The organism is Staphylococcus sp. acrmy (genome assembly GCF_022690565.1).
Taxonomy (GTDB): domain Bacteria; phylum Bacillota; class Bacilli; order Staphylococcales; family Staphylococcaceae; genus Staphylococcus; species Staphylococcus caledonicus.
In genome coordinates this window covers 188,139-206,242 of record NZ_JALCVE010000001.1, presented here as the reverse complement: position 1 = coordinate 206,242, position 18,104 = coordinate 188,139, and the positions used below count along the sequence as shown (strand labels likewise).

The 18,104-nt window shown below is 34.7% G+C and carries 16 protein-coding genes; 8 read left to right on the top strand and 8 right to left on the bottom strand.

The window, feature by feature from the left end; all coding sequences use genetic code 11:
- Positions 1-51: 51 nt before the first annotated feature.
- Positions 52-261, bottom strand: a complete 210-nt coding sequence (locus FH144_RS00980; protein ID WP_198611780.1) for a DUF6440 family protein — start codon at positions 259-261, stop codon at positions 52-54.
- 246 nt (positions 262-507) lie between these two features.
- Between FH144_RS00980 and FH144_RS00975 the strand changes: the two genes are divergently transcribed.
- The 3 genes from FH144_RS00975 (at position 508) to FH144_RS00965 (ending at position 3,057) form a co-directional block, all read left to right on the top strand.
- Positions 508-1,557, top strand: a complete 1,050-nt coding sequence (locus FH144_RS00975; protein WP_198611781.1) for a DUF4352 domain-containing protein — start codon at positions 508-510, stop codon at positions 1,555-1,557.
- 57 nt (positions 1,558-1,614) lie between these two features.
- Complete coding sequence (locus FH144_RS00970; RefSeq protein WP_107507287.1) at positions 1,615-2,091, top strand: peptide-methionine (S)-S-oxide reductase; 477 nt, start codon at positions 1,615-1,617, stop codon at positions 2,089-2,091.
- Between the two features lie 129 nt (positions 2,092-2,220).
- A complete protein-coding gene (locus tag FH144_RS00965) occupies positions 2,221-3,057 on the top strand; it encodes an SDR family oxidoreductase (protein ID WP_242313299.1) in 837 nt (278 codons plus the stop codon).
- 66 nt (positions 3,058-3,123) lie between these two features.
- Here the strand turns inward: FH144_RS00965 and FH144_RS00960 are convergent, their stop codons facing one another.
- Together FH144_RS00960 and FH144_RS00955 are read right to left on the bottom strand one after the other, a co-directional pair.
- Positions 3,124-3,483 carry a DoxX family protein gene (locus FH144_RS00960; RefSeq protein ID WP_198611783.1) on the bottom strand — a complete coding sequence of 120 codons (360 nt, stop codon included), beginning with the start codon at positions 3,481-3,483 and terminating at the stop codon, positions 3,124-3,126.
- Positions 3,484-3,501: 18 nt separating this feature from the next.
- The gene (locus tag FH144_RS00955; RefSeq protein ID WP_242313298.1) at positions 3,502-4,554 is read right to left on the bottom strand and encodes an LLM class flavin-dependent oxidoreductase; all 1,053 of its coding nucleotides are present in this window, start codon (positions 4,552-4,554) and stop codon (positions 3,502-3,504) included.
- Between the two features lie 309 nt (positions 4,555-4,863).
- On the opposite strand from FH144_RS00955, the gene FH144_RS00950 reads away from it, so the two are divergent.
- Both FH144_RS00950 and FH144_RS00945 read left to right on the top strand, forming a co-directional pair.
- A complete protein-coding gene (locus FH144_RS00950; protein WP_242313436.1) occupies positions 4,864-6,042 on the top strand; it encodes an MFS transporter in 1,179 nt (392 codons plus the stop codon).
- Between the two features lie 391 nt (positions 6,043-6,433).
- Positions 6,434-6,610 (top strand): hypothetical protein, encoded by a 177-nt coding sequence (locus FH144_RS00945; protein ID WP_242313297.1) that lies wholly within the window; start codon positions 6,434-6,436, stop codon positions 6,608-6,610.
- Between the two features lie 46 nt (positions 6,611-6,656).
- On the opposite strand, the gene FH144_RS00940 is transcribed toward FH144_RS00945, so the two are convergent.
- The 5 genes from FH144_RS00940 to FH144_RS00920 all read right to left on the bottom strand — a co-directional run bounded on the left by FH144_RS00940 (position 6,657) and on the right by FH144_RS00920 (position 13,224).
- Entirely contained in the window at positions 6,657-7,226 is a 570-nt protein-coding gene (locus FH144_RS00940; RefSeq protein WP_242313296.1) for a TetR/AcrR family transcriptional regulator, read from the bottom strand.
- Positions 7,227-7,610: 384 nt separating this feature from the next.
- Positions 7,611-8,555, bottom strand: coding sequence for a glycine betaine ABC transporter substrate-binding protein (locus tag FH144_RS00935; RefSeq protein ID WP_242313295.1), 945 nt, complete (start codon positions 8,553-8,555; stop codon positions 7,611-7,613).
- Between the two features lie 23 nt (positions 8,556-8,578).
- On the bottom strand, positions 8,579-11,536 hold the full coding sequence (locus tag FH144_RS00930) for an MMPL family transporter (RefSeq protein WP_242313294.1): 2,958 nt from the start codon (positions 11,534-11,536) through the stop codon (positions 8,579-8,581).
- Positions 11,537-11,826: 290 nt separating this feature from the next.
- Positions 11,827-11,997, bottom strand: coding sequence for a hypothetical protein (locus FH144_RS00925; RefSeq protein ID WP_198611789.1), 171 nt, complete (start codon positions 11,995-11,997; stop codon positions 11,827-11,829).
- Between the two features lie 348 nt (positions 11,998-12,345).
- Positions 12,346-13,224 carry a LysR family transcriptional regulator gene (locus FH144_RS00920; protein WP_242313293.1) on the bottom strand — a complete coding sequence of 293 codons (879 nt, stop codon included), beginning with the start codon at positions 13,222-13,224 and terminating at the stop codon, positions 12,346-12,348.
- A gap of 150 nt (positions 13,225-13,374) precedes the next feature.
- Here FH144_RS00920 and FH144_RS00915 point away from each other — a divergent pair, with 150 nt between their 5' ends.
- The 3 genes from FH144_RS00915 (at position 13,375) to FH144_RS00905 (ending at position 18,067) form a co-directional block, all read left to right on the top strand.
- Complete coding sequence (locus FH144_RS00915) at positions 13,375-13,986, top strand: metallophosphoesterase (protein WP_242313292.1); 612 nt, start codon at positions 13,375-13,377, stop codon at positions 13,984-13,986.
- Between the two features lie 134 nt (positions 13,987-14,120).
- Positions 14,121-16,148, top strand: a complete 2,028-nt coding sequence (locus FH144_RS00910; protein ID WP_242313291.1) for a PspC-like choline-binding domain-containing protein — start codon at positions 14,121-14,123, stop codon at positions 16,146-16,148.
- Between the two features lie 344 nt (positions 16,149-16,492).
- Positions 16,493-18,067, top strand: coding sequence for a YfcC family protein (locus FH144_RS00905; protein ID WP_242313290.1), 1,575 nt, complete (start codon positions 16,493-16,495; stop codon positions 18,065-18,067).
- Positions 18,068-18,104 lie beyond the last annotated feature (37 nt).

Genomic DNA, 18,104 nt, shown 5'->3' with positions numbered 1-18,104 from the left:
TAGAGTATAAGCTATTGATGCCTTACCTCTCGTTTATATTATAATCCTACTTTACTCTTCATCTAATTTACTTACATCTACTTTGGTAACATTGCCATTTTCATCTAATAGTGGTGTGATTCCGCCACCTGTACTTATCCAAGTTGATAAGTATTGAATACCTGTCTTTTTATCCGTTAAAATATAGCATCTTGTAGAACCATTTCCTCCAACTTTTTCAACTAAAAATCTGTTGTATTCTTTTTCTTTATTGCCAAACATAAGAACCCTCCTTATTAGATATTTATCATCAAACCCTTGAAAGTAAACTTATTAGCGTATATATTTTCCGGGAAATTATGGCTAGTAATAAAACGAATCCGAAGATACTACTATTTAGCAAATAGTTAAATTGCGTAACAATATTAATTTTATTATGAAAATATATTGCATTTAAGTTTTTTGGATATAGAATTATATGTGTGAATGATATCTTTTTCGATTTACAAATAAAACTAGGAGGCCAATATGAAAAGGTTATTTTTTATATGTATTATGTTTTTATTTTTATTAGTGGGTTGTTCTCTCGGGGAGAATAATCAAGATTCCGATGAAAATTCAGAGAAAAATAGTAAAGCCAAAGCGACAGATAAGATGAAGTCTTTTAAAATGGGACAAGTTGTTGAAGCAGATGGTGTTGATATTAAAGTTGTAAAAGCAGAATTCATTAATAGTTACGATGAATTTAATGCACCAGAAAATGGTAAAGCGTTAAGAGTCTATATGAAATTTAAAAATAATAATGATGATCAAGTATTAGTAGATAATACTGATTTTGGAATGAAAGTGAATAATGAGAACTATGAAGAGTGGTATGGCAGTGATGATATGCATGAAGGATTTAGTCATCAATTGAATCAAAATAATACAGCTTCAGGTTACATAACTTATGACGTTCCAGATAGTGATAACTATACTTTAGAATTAGATGCGATACCAAATTTTAATAAAGTAAGAGCAAAATGGGTTATTAATAAATCTGACATTAGCAATTCAGATGACAATAATAATACTTCAGGGAATAGCTCAGCTAGCGAGGAGAATACATCAACAAACGACTCTGACGATTCAACAACAGACGACAACTCAACAGATACTGAAGAAGATGAAGGTATAACATACCCAGCTTCTATGTATAATGACTTGGTTGATGAATATAATTCTCTTACTGATGGTGAAAAGATGAATCATGTGTCAAAAGATGTGTTAGAAATCGAATATGACCAATTAGAAGCACGTGTAGAAGCATTGTATGAAAAAGAAGAAGAAAAGTACGAAAAACAAGCTGCTAAAGAAGAAGCGGAAGCCGAACAAGAAGAAGCAGAATATGAGAGACAACAGGCAAAAGAAGATGCAGAGTTTGAAAAAGAACAAGCTGAGGAAGAAGCAGAGTACGAAAGACAACAAGCCGAAGAAGAAGCAGAAGCTGAACAAGAAGAAAAAGCTGCAGAAGAAGCCGAAAGTGCAGAATCATCTTCAGATGAAGAAGACACTAATTCAGAAGATAACGCTGCATAAAAATAATACATCACTTTATTTCTTTTATGTATAATTTAGAGAAAAGGAGTGATATCGATGGAAACAGTTTATATTGCAGGGGGATGCTTATGGGGTGCTCAAGCATTTATTAAGACATTGCCTGGCATAATTTCAACTGAAGCAGGGCGTGCGAATGGAACTACAAGTCAACTAGATGGCGACTATGATGGTTATGCAGAATGTGTAAAAACTGTATTTGACCCACAACGTATCACTATTACCGACCTAATGAATTATCTTTTCGAAATAATAGACCCTTATAGTGTGAATAAACAAGGTGTCGACGAAGGTCCTAAATATCGCACAGGCATTTATAGTGAAGACGATAAGCATCTCCAAGAAGCAAAGGACTTTATTAACAATCGAGAAGATAAAGAACGCATTGCGGTCGAGGTCTTACCATTAAACAATTATGTTAAAAGTGCCGAAGAACATCAAGACAGATTAGATAAATCGCCAGAAGACATCAGTTATTGCCATATTCGTCCGGATATACTAACTAAATATGTATAAAATAAAATTATAATTTATGTTATGGAAAGCATGCATAATCAGAGTAATTAAGGCAATACTATAGAATAGGTAAAACGTACGGTATCACACGACAAAAGCTAATGAAATACATAGAAAGAAGCGATAAATATGACTATTCTATTAACAGGCGCGACTGGCAACCTAGGCTCTCATATTACTGAACACGCCATAAAAGAAGGGCTACCCGATTTTCATATAGGGATACGTAACCCTGATAAAGTTCCGGCACATTGGAAGGATTATGTCGAGGTTCGTGAATTAGATTATTTTAACGAAGAAAGTATGGTACACGCATTTAACGGAATCGACACAGTAGTGTTTATCCCAAGTATCATACACCCATCATTTAAACGACTTCCAGAAGTTGAAAATTTAGTAAGTGTAGCACAAAAAGCTAACGTTTCGCATATTATGTTTATTGGGTATTACGCCGATCAACACAATAATCCGTTCCATATGAGTCCTTACTTTGGTTATGCAGAACGATTGTTAGCCTCAAGTCAGCTCACGTATGTACGAATGGCAATGTATATGGACCCACTTAAACCATATTTATCAGAACTTGCAGAGATGCAGAAGTTGATTTATCCAGTAGGTGATGGGCGCATTAATTATATTTCAAGAAATGATATTGCAAGAGTAATTGTTGCGTTATTACAACAGCCTGAAAAGTTTGGCCAAAGATATCTGTTGTCTGGCTATAGTTATTCTATGACAGAGTTAGCAGCTATTTTATCTGAAGCAACAGGTACAGAAATTCAATATAGTCCCGTTTCTTTGGGAAAATTCTCAGAAATGTATGATGAACCAAAAGGATTTGGTTCATTATTAGCATCAATGTACGAGGCAGGGGCAAGAGGTTTACTTGATCAACATTCAGATGATTTTGAACAACTTGTTCATGACAAGCCACAAACTTTTCCAGAATTCTTAAAAAATCAATAATAAGGTATGAAAAAGAGGTTGGAACATTTTAATAAATGCCCAACCTCTTCTCTCTTTTTAAATTAATTATTTATTGTCACAATCAAAAGTATCAGCGAAACTTAACGCAGCTAAGCCTAATAAGTCTAACGCATGTTGTGCGCCTTCTTTACCATGACCAGCTTCGAAGTGTTTGTAAGCAGCAACGCCTAAAACACCGAAAGTAGCGATTGAACCTAAACGTGATAAGTTTTTGTTTAAGAAACTCACTGCATAGAAAGCAGCGGCAGCAGCTTCTAATGATCCAGCTAATTTAACTGAGTTTTCTGGTAAACCAAATACATTTGTGAAAGTTTCTTTCATTTCTTGGTCACCTTTAAGTTTTGGTTTTGAAGCAGTGTATAATTCTTTAGCAAGTTTTAAGTTTGCAGCATAACGTAAAATCATAATTTAAAAATCTCCTTTTTATTTGTTTTCAAAATATTTATCAACAATAGGTTTAACGCGTTCGCCAAATAGACGAATTGACTTCATTACATAGTCATGAGGCATAGAGCCTACAGGTGTATGAATCATGAAGCGGTTAAGGCCTAATGTTTCTACCGTCTCAATGATCTTTTGGGCAACCGTTTCAGGACTGCCAAGGTAGATTGCACCATTATTTCCTATTTCTCTCTCGAACATATTTTCATCAAATTCAGGCCAACCACGTTCGCGACCTAAAATGTCATGATGTGCTTTTAAAGAAGGGAAGTACTCTTTCTTAGCTTGTTCATCTGTTTCAGCTACGTAACCCCAAGAATGTACAGAGACTGGCAACTCATCAGGATTATGGCCATATGATTCTGCCACAGATTTATAAATTTCAATATTACGTGTAAACCGTCTAGGATTACCGCCAATAATCGCATACGTAATTGGTAATCCAAAGGCACCAGCTCTTAATGAAGATTCAGGTGTGCCACCAGTTGCAATTGAAATAGGTAATTTACCATGTTCTACACGTGGATAAATTCCAGTCGCTTCGAAACTTGGTCTCAATTTACCATCCCAACTGACTACTTCATGTTCATTAATGCGTAAGAGTAATTGTAACTTTTCATTAAATAAATCTTCGTAGTCATCTAAATTATAACCGAATAATGGAAAAGATTCGATGAATGACCCTCGACCAATCATTATTTCAGCACGTCCATTAGATACCGCATCTAATGTTGAGAAACGTTGATAGACACGCACAGGATCATCAGACGACAAGACTGTTACCGCTGAAGATAACTTAATATTGGTAGTACGGCCAGCCGCCGCAGCTAATACAGTTACAGGGTCTGAAACTGCGTAATTCTCTCGATGATGCTCACCTAATCCATAAATGTCTAATCCTAATTGGTCAGCCAATTCAATTTCTTCAACAATATCGCGAATTCTTTGAGCATTGGATACTGCTTCTTGTTTTCCATCGGGCATATAGATATTTCCGTTGTCCGCAAATGAAGTCAATACTAATTCTATTTTCAACACGCCACCTCCTATTGGTATAAATTTTATACTTGAATTGTATGCCTATTTTGAAGGTTAGTCAATAGAAATGTTTCGAATTAGAGATATTTATTTTTGAAAAGGCTCAACCCCGTTATTTCGCATAAAGTGAAACCTTCATAAAGGGCGTTATCTTAAGCAATTTGGAAGTATGAATATTAAGAGTTAACGCAAATATATGAACTTTAAAAGTATTTTGTAAATTTTAAACAGTCTTTAGAAAAGTAAAATATCATGGCATAATATAAATGTTGTGAAAAACTTTATGAAAGGGTAATAACAATGTCTATTCAAAAACCAATGAATTATAATAAAATAACAACGATATTCTTTATCGCTGGAATTATTGTTATGAGTAGTTTATATACAGCCATTCCATTAACTGCAGAATTCGCCAAAGACTTCAAGATTCCACCATCTGTTGCTACGCTAAACGGCGTTGCCTTCTCGATTACCTACTCAGTAAGTTGTTTATTCTACGGCACTATATCCGAAAAATTCGGTCGTATTCGTACGATACTATTTGGCATTAGCGGACTAATTATTATTTGTTTAGTAATAGGGTTTATTCATTCGTTTACGCTACTAGTCATTCTACGTGCAATTCAAGGTGTCTTTGCAGCAGCCTTTTCACCAATATCAATCACTTATGTGACGGAAACATATTCACCAGTAAAACGTATGACGGCAATCAGCTTTATCAGTACGAGTTTCATGTTATCGGGGATTATCGGTCAGAATTTAAGTGAAATTATTGTTAGTTTCTCAAATTGGCACGTGGTCTACTTTACGCTTACTATTCTTTATATCTTGCTAGCATTCGTTATTTATAAAAACATCCCTGAAAGTCCTATTAAAAATCCACAAATTAAACTATTACGTTTCTTTAATAACTTCAGTGATTTTAGAACGAATAAAGCAGTATTGCTTTGTTACGGGGTATCATTAACATTACTTACAATGTTTATTAGTATGTATACCGTATTTAATAATTATGTCACTTCAGATGTTATTGGAGGCAATGAGACGACTGCAATTAATGCTAAATTATTTGGCATTATCGGTATGTTGCTATCATTTATTGCAGGTCGAATTAGTGATCGTATCGGAGTAAAAAATATTATTTTAGGTGCATTAATTGTAAGTACAGTTTCTCTTACTTTAATGTCTATAACGACGAATATTATTTTACTTATTGTATGGAGTGTAACGTTTGTAGGTGGGATTGCCTTTGCTATACCTTCGACAATTTCTAAAGTAGGTCTTACTGTAAATGGCAATCAAGGCTTCTTCTTATCTGTAAATACATTTATTCTATTTTTAGGTACGGCTATTGCGCCGATTTTAAGTATTGAGTTAAATCGTATTAAAAGTTTTACAGTACAATTTAATGTCATTGCAGTAATCGGCATTATTGCTATTGTCATTGCTTTATTCTTACCACGTAGAAAGAATGAAATAAGATAAAGGTAGGAATAAAAATTTGAAAGTAATTACTTGAAGATGTTTATCAATACTTCGTATTGAATGTCTCGCTTTCCGAGGAGGGGAGCGAGACAGAAATCTAATGGAATTTCTAAGATTTCGTCGTCTCGCCCCGGCAAGGTTGACTAGAAATGAAGAAAGTGAGGCTCGAACGTCTCTTCATTTCAGACAACTACTGCCAAGTCGAGCCTCTGTCTCGACACTCATCCTATTTCCTCAGGAGTCTCGACATTAATACTCCGTAAATAAATATAATCTTATATAGATAACTAGTTAAAAAATAAAAGTAGATAGAGAGGGGAGAATCACTGTATTTTTTGTCCTATAAATATGAAGAGTTTAATTAGGGTAAAGGATTAATGAGGTGATATTAATGGATCAGAAGATGATAATCGCTAATATCATAAACATTATATTATTGGTCTTGTTAATCATTTATAATATGACTAATTTATCCACATGGGTTTTAGCTATTATCGCTATTTTGATGGTAATTAATAGTGGCTATATGGTTTATAAGTCTATTCCACCTAAAGAAAATAAACGATAACGTATAATTTAAAAAGCATTCTCACTAATGGTTGGTGAGAATGCTTTTAGTTATTAGGGGAGGTTAATGATGATTCTAAAATATCATTTAATGTTTCGAAAACTTCTTCTACGCTATAGTTGTAATCATTTTCCACCCAGCGTCTTAACACTTCTATAACGCCACTACTGTAAAAATCGACAATAATTTCAGGATGCTTACTGTTTTGAATTTTTATAGCTAGCGGATCATTCTGTTTTCTAGTATCATTCAAAATCATTTCACGACTGACGTTTGTTAAAGTACGAAATACATCGATTTGTCGAGAAGATACTAATAAGTGTTTGAATATCTTTTTATTTTGTCCTATGTAATAAATAAGTTCCTGAAACGATTCAGGCGTAGTAATACCCTCGGAGTCATCTTCAGTGATAGTAATTTTTTGAGTGATAAAGTTGGTTAAAGAGTAAAGCAAATCGTACTTATCCTGGAAATAGCGATAAAATGTACTTCGATTAATTTCTGCTACTTCACATATTTTTTGAACAGTAATTTCGTCAAAATGATAGTCGTATAATAACTTAAATACTGTTTCATGAATATGCTTAATCATACGTTTTTGATTCGCTGTCGGCATAATCTGATTCTCCTATACAATTTTATATTAGATCGCCTGACTTAATAAGAGTAATTTATCACATTAATTCGTACATTTCCAAAAATAAACATTACTCTATCATATTTGCTTATAATTCCAATTGAATTAAATCTTTGTAGGTTAAAAAATTTTTATAAAAAAATTGAGAGTTTAAAAAGTAATTTGTCGTTGAGGCACGTTTATATATGTGAAAGGAAATTAAAATAGGTTGAAAACTATACTAAAGGAGAGTGTTGAAAATAATTAAGACAGAATGTAAAAAAGAGGCCAAGACATTAATGATTAAATGTCTTAACCTCTTATCATGCTATTTTATCAAGCATGCCCCTTAAAAAATTTCTCCCGATTGTTTGATATCAAAACTTATTTAGTATTGATATCTTCTAGCCATTCATCCACTTTGTTGTCATTATTATCTACATAATCTTTCGCAACTTGTTCTGGATTTTCGTTGTCGACAAAGATTTTCTTAGCTAATTTCTCTTCGTCTTTCTTACTCCAATCATCAGCAATACGAGTAGCAATAGTATATGCAGCTGGATGTTGTTCTTTGAAGTCACTGTTAAATACTAAATCAATATGTTGATCGTTATTACCATAAATATTATCTGGGTCTTTCAACATTTTAGCGTCTAACTCTTTAGTAAACCAACTTGGTTCCATAGCAGTAAAGACGATAGGTTGTTGTTGTTTATAAGCTTTTTGGATTTTTTTGAACTGATCTTGGTCAGAACTTTCTTTTAAGCTATATTTATCTAAATTATCGCTATCAAGTTCATCTTTTGTTGATTTCATAACGCCATTTCTAGCGTCTGTCCCTTGAATTGTCCAATCTACAGATTCACCAAAGTCTTTATTTTTTAAATCGCTAATTGAATCAATATCTTGTTCATATTTTGGTACAGCTAAACCAACTCTAACTTTATCTACTAAATGTTTATCATCATAAACTTTTAAGTTACTTTTGAATTGGTTGTAGTAACTTTTGTCAGTAGTAGGGAAGATACCTGATGCATGGAATGAATCTTTACTTTCTGAAACTGAAGCATATAATGGGCCACTAGCAGTTACAGGTGTTGTTGTTACATCATATCCAGCATCTTTTAATACTTCCGCAATTACTAAAGAGCGTGGTGTAGAGTTGTCAGTTGCGATATATGGAATTTCGATTTCTTTACTACCAAGTGACGTCTTACTATCGTCAGATGAGCCACTACCGCTACCACTATTACCACATGCACTTAGCACAATGGCTAAGGCAAGTGTGGCTAGTAGTCCTAGAAACTTCGAACTACGTCGTTTAAACATAACGTATTTCCTCCTTTTTAGAATTAATCTCTGCGTTCGTCATCGTGACGATTTGTATTAGACTGTTGGTTATATCTATCGTAAATACCTTTATTGTTTTCACGAGCGTATAACATTAATGCTTTAAATAATACATCTTGATCAGTATCATTATCTGTTAAATCTTTATATAAATCTGTTGTTTTATCGAAACTAGAATTGTAATTATCTTCGTGTTGATGGTTTCTATCGTCTTGGCGATCGTAACCTTCATGACGACGATCCTCTTGATAATAACGTTCATGGTTATCATGTTGGTTATTATAGTGGTTATAGTCATTAGGATAATAACTATTGCCGTTTTGAGTATACAATGTTTCATAATCGACATCATCGCGTGGCGTCATTGGTTGTCCATAAGATGGGCGACCATGATATTGTTCGTTGTTATAAGGACGACGTGCTGAATCATTATAACGGTAATTATCATCGCGACGTTGTTGATATTGTGCATCTCTGTCGCGTTGACTAGCTTCGCGACGGTCGTAGTCACGACGGTCGTCGTAGCGTCTGTTTGGTTGAGCTTGGTCGCTATCTAAGCGTACGGAACGGTTGTAATCTTCATTGTTGTAATGTTCAAGACGTTGATTGTTGTCACGATGGTTATCGTGAGGGTATGTGCCTGCTGCATATCCTGCATTGTAGTAGTTGTTGTCTGGGTGTTGGTTTTGTCTATTGTCATAGTATCTGTCGCTACGTCTGTCATCTTGATAGCTAGCGTTGTGTTGCTCTGGGCTAGTGAATTCTCTGTAACGTGCATCTTCATGACCTTTTCTAGAAGCAGAAGAATCGTGATTATCTTCTTCTAGGGCTTTACCTTCAACGTCAACGTTTGGTAATACTGCGCCTAACCATTTAGGTAGGTACCATGATGCTTTACCGAATAGTTTAGTTAGGGCTGGGATTAATGTCATACGTACAACGAATGCGTCGAATAGTACGCCGAATCCGAGTGCGATACCCATTGATTTAATTGCGCTGTCATCTTGGAAGACGAAGGCAATGAATACGCTGAACATGATAAGTGCTGCTGCGACGATGACTGGGCCACTTTCTTTGATACCAACTCTAATTGAGTGGTCGTTGTCGCCTGTTTTACTGTATTCTTCGTGTACACGAGTCATTAAGAATAGTTCGTAGTCAATCGCAAGTCCGAACAGTAATCCGATAGTAATTACTGGTAGGAAGGCGAGTAATGGGCCTGTGTTACTGATACCGAATAGGCCACTTAAGAAACCGTGTTGCATGACAAGTGTTGTGAATCCTAATGTTGCCATTAATGATAGGATAAATCCGAGTACGGCTTTTAATGGTACTAAGATTGAACGGAAGACTACCATTAATAATATAAATGCTAATACAACGATTACGCCAGCGAATACTGGGATTGCATTGTTAAGTTTTTCTGACATATCAATGTTGATTACACTTTGACCAGAAATTTCTGAGTCGAAATTATATTTTTCTTGAGCTTGGCTGTGGTAATCACGTAAGTCATATACTAAGTTTTCAGTTGATTGAGCGTTTGGTCCTTTGTCAGGAATAATTGTAAATAATGCGTAGTTGTTATTATCGTTTAGACGTGCTTTTGACACTGTGTCAACGTTGTCTAAATCTTCTAAGTCACTGCGCATATTACTTAAGTCACGATTGATGTCGTCTTTACTACCGCCATCTTTCGTGTTAACTAACATTACAATTTGTCCATTATAACCTTCGCCAAAGTTATCTGAGATTAGGTTATATGCTTTATGTGCTGATGAATCGACTGGTTTCAAGCTATCATCAGGGATACCAAGGCGCATACTACTTACCGGAATAGCTGCTAGGATTAAGATAAGCAAGCTGACGATAACTGCGATAATTGGTTTACCAACAATGAATTTTGCCCAAGGATGATCTTTAGGATCTTTACTTTTTGTTGGTTTGTCTTTAATTTTAATACTTTTATGGAAGATGCTAATCAATGCAGGTAATAAAGTTAATGCTGCTAATACAGCGAATAATACACTGATTGCTGAGGCAAATCCCATAACTGCTAAGAAGTCGATACCTACTAATGATAATCCGCAAACGCCAATCATTACGGTAAGGCCAGCAAAGATAACGGCACTACCAGCAGTTCCTACAGCTGTCGCAATTGCTTCAATTGTATCGACGCCTTTTTTCTTAAGTTCTTTATATCTAAACAGAATAAAGAGGGAGTAATCGATACCTACGGCTAATCCAATCATCACGGCTAATGTTAATGTGAAGTTTGGAATATCAAAGATATAAGTTAGTAAGGCGATGATACCCACACTTGAGCCTAGGCCGATGAGGGCACTTATAATTGGCATACCTGCCGCAATAAGTGAACCGAATGTAATAAGTAAGATAACGAATGCTACTACAATACCGACGATTTCTGAAACGCCACCAGGTTCAGCATTCATTGCACCACCTTGTGTTTTTTCAATCTGTACGTTGTGGTTATCTTTTACATCTTTTAATTCTTTATCAATTATTTTTTCAGATGAGTCTTTCAAGCCTGTTTGAGGGACGACATAGCTAATGTTTGCGATGGCTGTATCGCCTTCATCATTTACTTGTCCACTATCATAAGGACTTGAGATGTTTTGGATGTAATCATCTTTTTGTTTGATGTTATCTAATGCATCTTCAATATCTTTCTTAGTATCGTCTTTTGTGAGTCCATCTTCTCTATTGGAGTGGAAGACGATTTTCATCGAGGCTTTTTCACTATCCTGATGGAATTCTTTACTGATTTTGTCGTTCGTGTCTAATGATTTAAGACCATTCATTGTAATGTCACTATCAAACTTAGGTGCACTAATCATTAACGGGGTAATAATCACACCTAGAATGACAAGCCATCCAATGACACTAAGCCATTTGTTCTTAGCTATAAATTTTCCTAATTTGTATAATAGCTTTGCCAAGACATTTCCTCCTATTTATTAAATTTTGAACGCCTAACATATGGATGTAGTGTTGATGAGATGTGAGCAGATAATATATAAATCCAACTACGAAAAGATAAGCGTATTTTAATGTTACATTTGCTAATGTAACAAGTTATACCCTTGTTTGGTACCATTAAAAGTTTTATGACGTTGGAAAATGCAACACTTTAAGGGTTTTGTTGGATTTAAAAAGAAGATTTGAGAAGAATTTACAAAAAAACAGGTAAGTTACTAAAGACTTTACCTGAAAATAAATATGTATGTGGTTAGTTGACGAAATAACCTATAAGTAATATAGCACCGACTAAGACGAGAATCACGCCGGGAATATAGATCTTTTCTCTGAGGTCAATATCATCATGTTGATAGGCAACGAATCTACTAGTACCAATCAAAATCAAGCCAATCAATAATAAAATGATTGCTAGAACGAGCATCAACATAGCCTCCTTAATCAATAGTTGCATAATTGTTAAATTATTTCGTATGTATGAGCTTTCATACCTATTATATTATCTACCTAACTATTTTTATAGAGTTATATTAATATATTGTAAAATTGTTATATTTTTATCGATGATTTATTAATTAACTTTATAGAATATTAATATTTTATAAAGTTAATTTAAAAATTAAACTTACAGGATGTTTATAAGGAAGATTTAGAAAGAGTTTTATGATAATAAAAGGGATATTGCGGTAGTTTGACGAAATTGAAAAGCGAGGAGATTGAGAAATGAATAACTTGTATCCGTGACTCAATTTCGTCGCTATATGAAATGAAATTAATAATACGTATGTGTATCAATCAGGGTGATAAAGCCATCAATGATAGGTGTTAGATGTCTGTCGTTACGATATAATAATGATATATGACCGGCTGATGGCGCATGAGGTAGCGCCTTAGCAATAATATTTGGATGATGATATAACACGCTAGCACTAACTAAAGTTAAATAATTTGAATCTTTAATCGTAGTTAAAATACTACTAATACTATTTGATTCCATGTGAACATCTAAATTAACAAAGTTATTTTTTCGCCATTCATCTATACTTTCTCGAGTAGAGCCACTATTATGTATGATAAAGCGATAGTCTTGTAGATCATCTAAAGAGATTTTGTCTTGTTGGGCTAAGGGATGACGTTTGTCCATTGCGAGTACTAAAGGATTTTCTTGTAACCTTTTAGTCTGAATTTCATCTTCATTAAATCCTTTTTCAGAAATAATAGCGATATCTATCTTTCTGTTTTTAACTTTTTCAATAATTATAGGCGCAGTCTCAACGGTTAAGTCAATATCGATATTTGGATGTTCATGCATGTAGTTTTTAAAGGCTGAGGGTAGGATGCTATAAATCGGCGCATGAGAAGCACCGATTCTTAGAGTGCCACGTTTGGATTGTTTAAACTCTTCCATCATATCTGTCGTTTCTTCCATAAGGTTTAAAACCTTGTTGGTGTTATGATATAACAGTTCCCCGGCTTCTGTGAGGTTAAAATGTTTGCCTTTTTTAAAATATAAGGACAATCCAAATTCTTTGTTTAAGTTTTTAAGATGAAACGTTACAGTTGGTTGCGTAATGCCAAGTTTATCGGCAACTGCGTTTTCGTTTTGTATTTCTACAAAGTGTTTAAAAATAAGCATTTGCTTTGTATTCATAAATTGATTCCCCAAAAATTAAATTTGTCTATACTATCCTTATCATAAATAGAAAAGGTTGAGGAGACGTTAATATTTTGTTTAGAGTTAGTTAATGAGTGTTTTTTTACATAAGAGGTAAGTGATAACTAAAAGTTAGGAGAGAGTGAAATGAAGGACAGGCTACTAGTGGTTTCTGATATTCATGGTTATCGGAAAGCGCTTATTACGCTTTTGAAAAAGGCGAAATATAATGCTAGAAAAGATCAACTGATATTAGTAGGAGATTACGTGAATAATGGGCCTGATTCATTTGGAACGTTAAAACTGGTAAAGAGATTAAAACGTAAAGGCGCACTAGCTTTAGCAGGTAACCATGAGATGCGTTGGTTAGAAAGTAAAGATAAGAAGGTTAAACATTGGCATACATTTTTAAGAGAATTATCTACTGTAGAAGTTATAGGCGATTATATTTTTGCGCATGCTGGGATAGATACGAGTAAACCTTTAAGTAAACAAATTAAAGAATATACTACTGGTCATTATAACCATGAATTGAATACTAATGTGCCTAAAAATAAGCTTTTAATACATGGACATGTACCAAACTATCGACTTGGTTTAAAAAATGATGAATTATATAGGAAGAAAAACATCTTAGACATCGACACAGGCGCAGGGCATGACAAATATTTATCACTTATAGACTTAACAAATCAATATCAATATTCGGTAAATGTAACAGATATTAAAAAAGTAAATTGTAAGCGTCTAAAACTATAAGTATTAGTATGTTCTCAAGTGGCGTATAGGTTCTTAATTTTCAAAGATAAAGCGTATAAGTTTTACAATAAATGTTATATAATGTAAGCGAATATTAATCAAAAAGGGTGACATGATTGAAAGATAATACGCGAATGTCTAAATTAAACTTATACGTCAAAGCGTCATGTTCAGCGGTATTATTAAGTGGATCACTAGTAGGTTATGGATTTACAAAAGATGCTTTTGCGCAAACGAAAGAAAACAATACCGATGTTTCAGAACATGTAACATCTGTTCAACGTGAATTAGATAAAGCGATGGCTAAGGCAAAAGCAGAAATTAACCGACTATATAATTTAAACGCTACTGAACTGCGCAGTTATCAAGAGGATATTGAAGATGCACAAAGTCAGGATGAAATTAAGCACATCGTTACAGATGCTAAGGAAGAAAACCGTTTATCTGCTCAAGAAACAACAAATCATAGCGTCGAACATTCATCTAACAATAAGAATACAGACTTGAATAATGACCAAGCAACTTCTACCAAATTAGATGAAATGATAAAAGATTTGAATGCTTTTTCTGAAAAGGTTGATACCCGTCAACGAAATAACGCCACAACATCTGAAGAAGATTCGAATGCTACGGCTGAGATTTCAAAAGAACAATCAACTACTGAGGCTAGTGAAGGTTCTCGCTTGAATAAGGATGACGCAACTTCTGTGTTAGACGAATTAGAGAATCTAAAAGACGAAGTTGACCAGGATAAGCAAAGCACAGCTACATCTACCATTGAAGAGAAAGCAAGTTCTGAACCAAAAACTTCTATTAAAGATAAAGTAGAAGAAGCGGATAGCCACCATTCTACTGAAAGTGTGTTGAATAGCTTGGACAAAGCTAATAAATCAACTCAATCTCAACAAAAAGAGACAAGTGCTATTCAACATAAAGACCCTCTTCAAGATAAATTGACAGCACCTGAAAAAATCGACCAAGCGATTACTGAAATTGAAGACAAATCTAATGAAGCAACGCAACGTTATACTGACCGTAAACTTGAACAACTAAGACACTTGCGTCAACACGTGAATGAGAACCAAGACTTATCTTCAACACAGAAACATCATATTGAAGAAGATATCACGACTGTTCGCAATAACGTAAAAAGCAATCGCGAGGCTATGCTTGATCGCTTAAATCACACTTCAAATAAGCAAGCCGCTGTGGCAGATATAGTTGGGGACATTTTCAGTAAAAATGAAGCGCAACACATCTTAAAAGACATGAATACTAAAGGCATGTCTGATAAACAAATCACTGATCAACTGATGCAACGGTTAGACGGATTGACAACTACCACAGGTGACGACATCTTAACATCAATGTTTGACCAGACATCGGATAAAGAAAAGCTCTTAAAAACATTATTGTCTACGAGATTAGGTAACGGCGAAGCAACTGGCATAGCGCAACGTTTAGCTAATGAAAATTTATCAAATTCTGAGTTGGTCAATCGCTTAAAAGATGAATATAAAATGCATGCCTCAATGACGACAGATGATATTTTAAAAGATGTATTAGAACATTCATCTAATCCTAAACATACGATAGAAACTTTATTAGCAACCAAATTAAATCAAGCCAAAGCACATGCGCTTGCTGATATTATTATGCAAGCACAAACTGGAAAAGCAGACATGTTAGCGTTAGTGAAAAACACATTAAATGGTAAAGCGAATGATTTACTAGGTCTTCAACAACGCTTAGGCCAAGCTAAAAATAACTTAGATTATATCTTAGCGCCAATCACACAACGCCCGTCATTGATGGACCGTATCTCAGGTAACTCACACCAATCAACCACTTTACCTCAAGGTTCAGATTTATTAAGCAATCTTACTGGAGGTAGTCTACTAGGCGGTCTAAATTCAGGTGATAGTTTATTAGATAACATTCCAGATATTCCTGATCCTGTACAAGGGCTGTCACTTGGAAATTTAGATAGTGATGGTGGTTTGTTGAATGGACTATTTGATGACGATGGTAATCTTTCATTACCAGCTACAGGTGAACTAGTTAAGAAATCAGCGTTACCTATTGCGACAATTCTAGTATTGATTGGCGGCACATTTATTTGGATAGGACATCGCAAACGCCGTCATCATTCAAATAATTAAATAATACAATTAAGAAGTAGATAATTGTCGAGTATGCATCACTCGATTATCTACTTTTTTCTTATTGAAAAGGGCGCTTATAATTAGGTAACCGATTACATAAAAAACACAAAATAAGAAGTGAAATTTCTCTCAATGATTCTTAAATTTATGTGAAAAGTTTATAATTTCCTTCAGAATATTTATACTTTATTTTGTATTGATATTGAATGTAAACCACATTAGACATACACTAGTAATGATAAATAAAATAGTAGCAAATGTTAGCTATAAACAACTACCCAGAATTTATGCATTTTAAATGCGTGATATATTTTCAAAAATAGAAAAAGGAGATGAAATATATGGCATATTCTGAAGAAATTTCTAACACAGCTGTGACAGGTCGTAAAAAACGATTCAATTTTAAAATGCCTGGTGCATTTACAATTTTATTCATTTTGACCATCGTTGCTGTCATTGCTACATGGTTAATTCCTGCCGGAACGTATTCAAAGTTATCGTATGATTCAGGGGCGCAAGAATTTAAAATTGTGGATGCGCATCAACATTCAAAAACTGTACCTGGGACGCAAGAACAATTAGATAAACTAGGTGTTAAAATCGATGTCGACCAATTTAAGTCAGGTGCGATTAATAAACCTATTTCTATCCCAGATACATATGAGCGTTTAGAACAAAACCCAGCTGGGCCTGATCAAATTACATCAAGTATGGTGAACGGTACGATTGAAGCGGTCGATGTCATGGTCTTCATTTTAGTACTCGGAGGTTTGATTGGTGTAGTACAAACGAGTGGTTCATTTGAATCTGGACTACTAGCACTAACTAAAAAGACAAAAGGTCATGAATTTTTACTAGTCTTTCTAGTATCAGTCTTAATGGTGTTAGGGGGTACGCTTTGCGGTATTGAAGAAGAAGCCGTCGCATTCTATCCCGTGCTGGTGCCTATCTTCATTGCGATGGGCTATGATTCAATTATTTGTGTAGGTTCTATCTTCCTTGCAAGTTCGGTCGGTAGTACATTTTCAACAGTCAATCCTTTCTCAGTAGTTATTGCTTCTAATGCAGCAGGGACAACGTTTGTTGATGGATTGTATTGGAGAATTGCCGGGTTAGTCATCGCAACTATCTTCACTGTTGGATACCTATATTGGTATGCTAAACGTATTAAAAAAGATCCCAATGCATCTTATACAATTGAAGATAAAGATAAATTTGAAAATCAATGGTCTGTTATTAATAATAATGGCGAAGAAAGTCCATTTACCTTACAGAAAAAGATTATTCTACTTCTATTCGTCTTACCATTTCCAATTATGGTGTGGGGTGTTATGACTCAAGGCTGGTGGTTCCCAGTCATGGCTTCAATGTTCTTAGCCTTCACAATCGTCATTATGTTGATTGTCGCACTAGGTAAGAATGGTATTGGTGAAAAAGCAGTAGTAGATGCCTTCGTGAATGGAGCTTCAAGCCTAGTAGGGGTATCACTTATCATTGGTTTAGCGCGTGGAATTAATATGATTATGAATGATGGACTTATTTCAGATACCATCTTGAACTTCTCATCATCACTCGTACAAGGTGTAAGTGGTCCAATCTTTATTATTATCTTATTAATTATCTTCTTCTTCCTAGGCTTTATTATTCCGTCATCATCAGGTTTGGCCGTACTATCAATGCCAATCTTTGCGCCACTTGCTGATACGGTAGGTATTCCAAGATTCGTTATTGTAACGGCTTACCAATTCGGTCAATATGCGATGCTATTCTTAGCTCCAACTGGCTTAATTATGGCGACGTTACAAATGTTGGATATGAAATATTCACATTGGTTGAAATTCGTATGGCCTATCGTCGTCTTCGTGCTCGTCTTTGGTGGCGGTATGTTAATCACGCAAGTTTTAATTTATTCATAATGAGGAGCGGTGACAGATTTTATTGTCCCGGCCTCGG

Bases quoted from the DNA above. Each gene is read 5' to 3' on its own strand.
- FH144_RS00940 (WP_242313296.1), bottom strand. From the start codon at position 7,226: ATGCCGACAGCGAATCAAAAACGTATGATTAAGCATATTCATGAAACA.
- FH144_RS00975 (WP_198611781.1), top strand. From the start codon at position 508: ATGAAAAGGTTATTTTTTATATGTATTATGTTTTTATTTTTATTAGTG.
- FH144_RS00960 (WP_198611783.1), bottom strand. From the start codon at position 3,483: ATGATTTTACGTTATGCTGCAAACTTAAAACTTGCTAAAGAATTATAC.
- FH144_RS00935 (WP_242313295.1), bottom strand. From the start codon at position 8,555: ATGTTTAAACGACGTAGTTCGAAGTTTCTAGGACTACTAGCCACACTT.
- FH144_RS00925 (WP_198611789.1), bottom strand. From the start codon at position 11,997: ATGCTCGTTCTAGCAATCATTTTATTATTGATTGGCTTGATTTTGATT.
- FH144_RS00970 (WP_107507287.1), top strand. From the start codon at position 1,615: ATGGAAACAGTTTATATTGCAGGGGGATGCTTATGGGGTGCTCAAGCA.
- FH144_RS00905 (WP_242313290.1), top strand. From the start codon at position 16,493: ATGGCATATTCTGAAGAAATTTCTAACACAGCTGTGACAGGTCGTAAA.
- FH144_RS00910 (WP_242313291.1), top strand. From the start codon at position 14,121: ATGTCTAAATTAAACTTATACGTCAAAGCGTCATGTTCAGCGGTATTA.
- FH144_RS00920 (WP_242313293.1), bottom strand. From the start codon at position 13,224: ATGAATACAAAGCAAATGCTTATTTTTAAACACTTTGTAGAAATACAA.
- FH144_RS00915 (WP_242313292.1), top strand. From the start codon at position 13,375: ATGAAGGACAGGCTACTAGTGGTTTCTGATATTCATGGTTATCGGAAA.
- FH144_RS00965 (WP_242313299.1), top strand. From the start codon at position 2,221: ATGACTATTCTATTAACAGGCGCGACTGGCAACCTAGGCTCTCATATT.
- FH144_RS00980 (WP_198611780.1), bottom strand. From the start codon at position 261: ATGTTTGGCAATAAAGAAAAAGAATACAACAGATTTTTAGTTGAAAAA.
- FH144_RS00945 (WP_242313297.1), top strand. From the start codon at position 6,434: ATGGATCAGAAGATGATAATCGCTAATATCATAAACATTATATTATTG.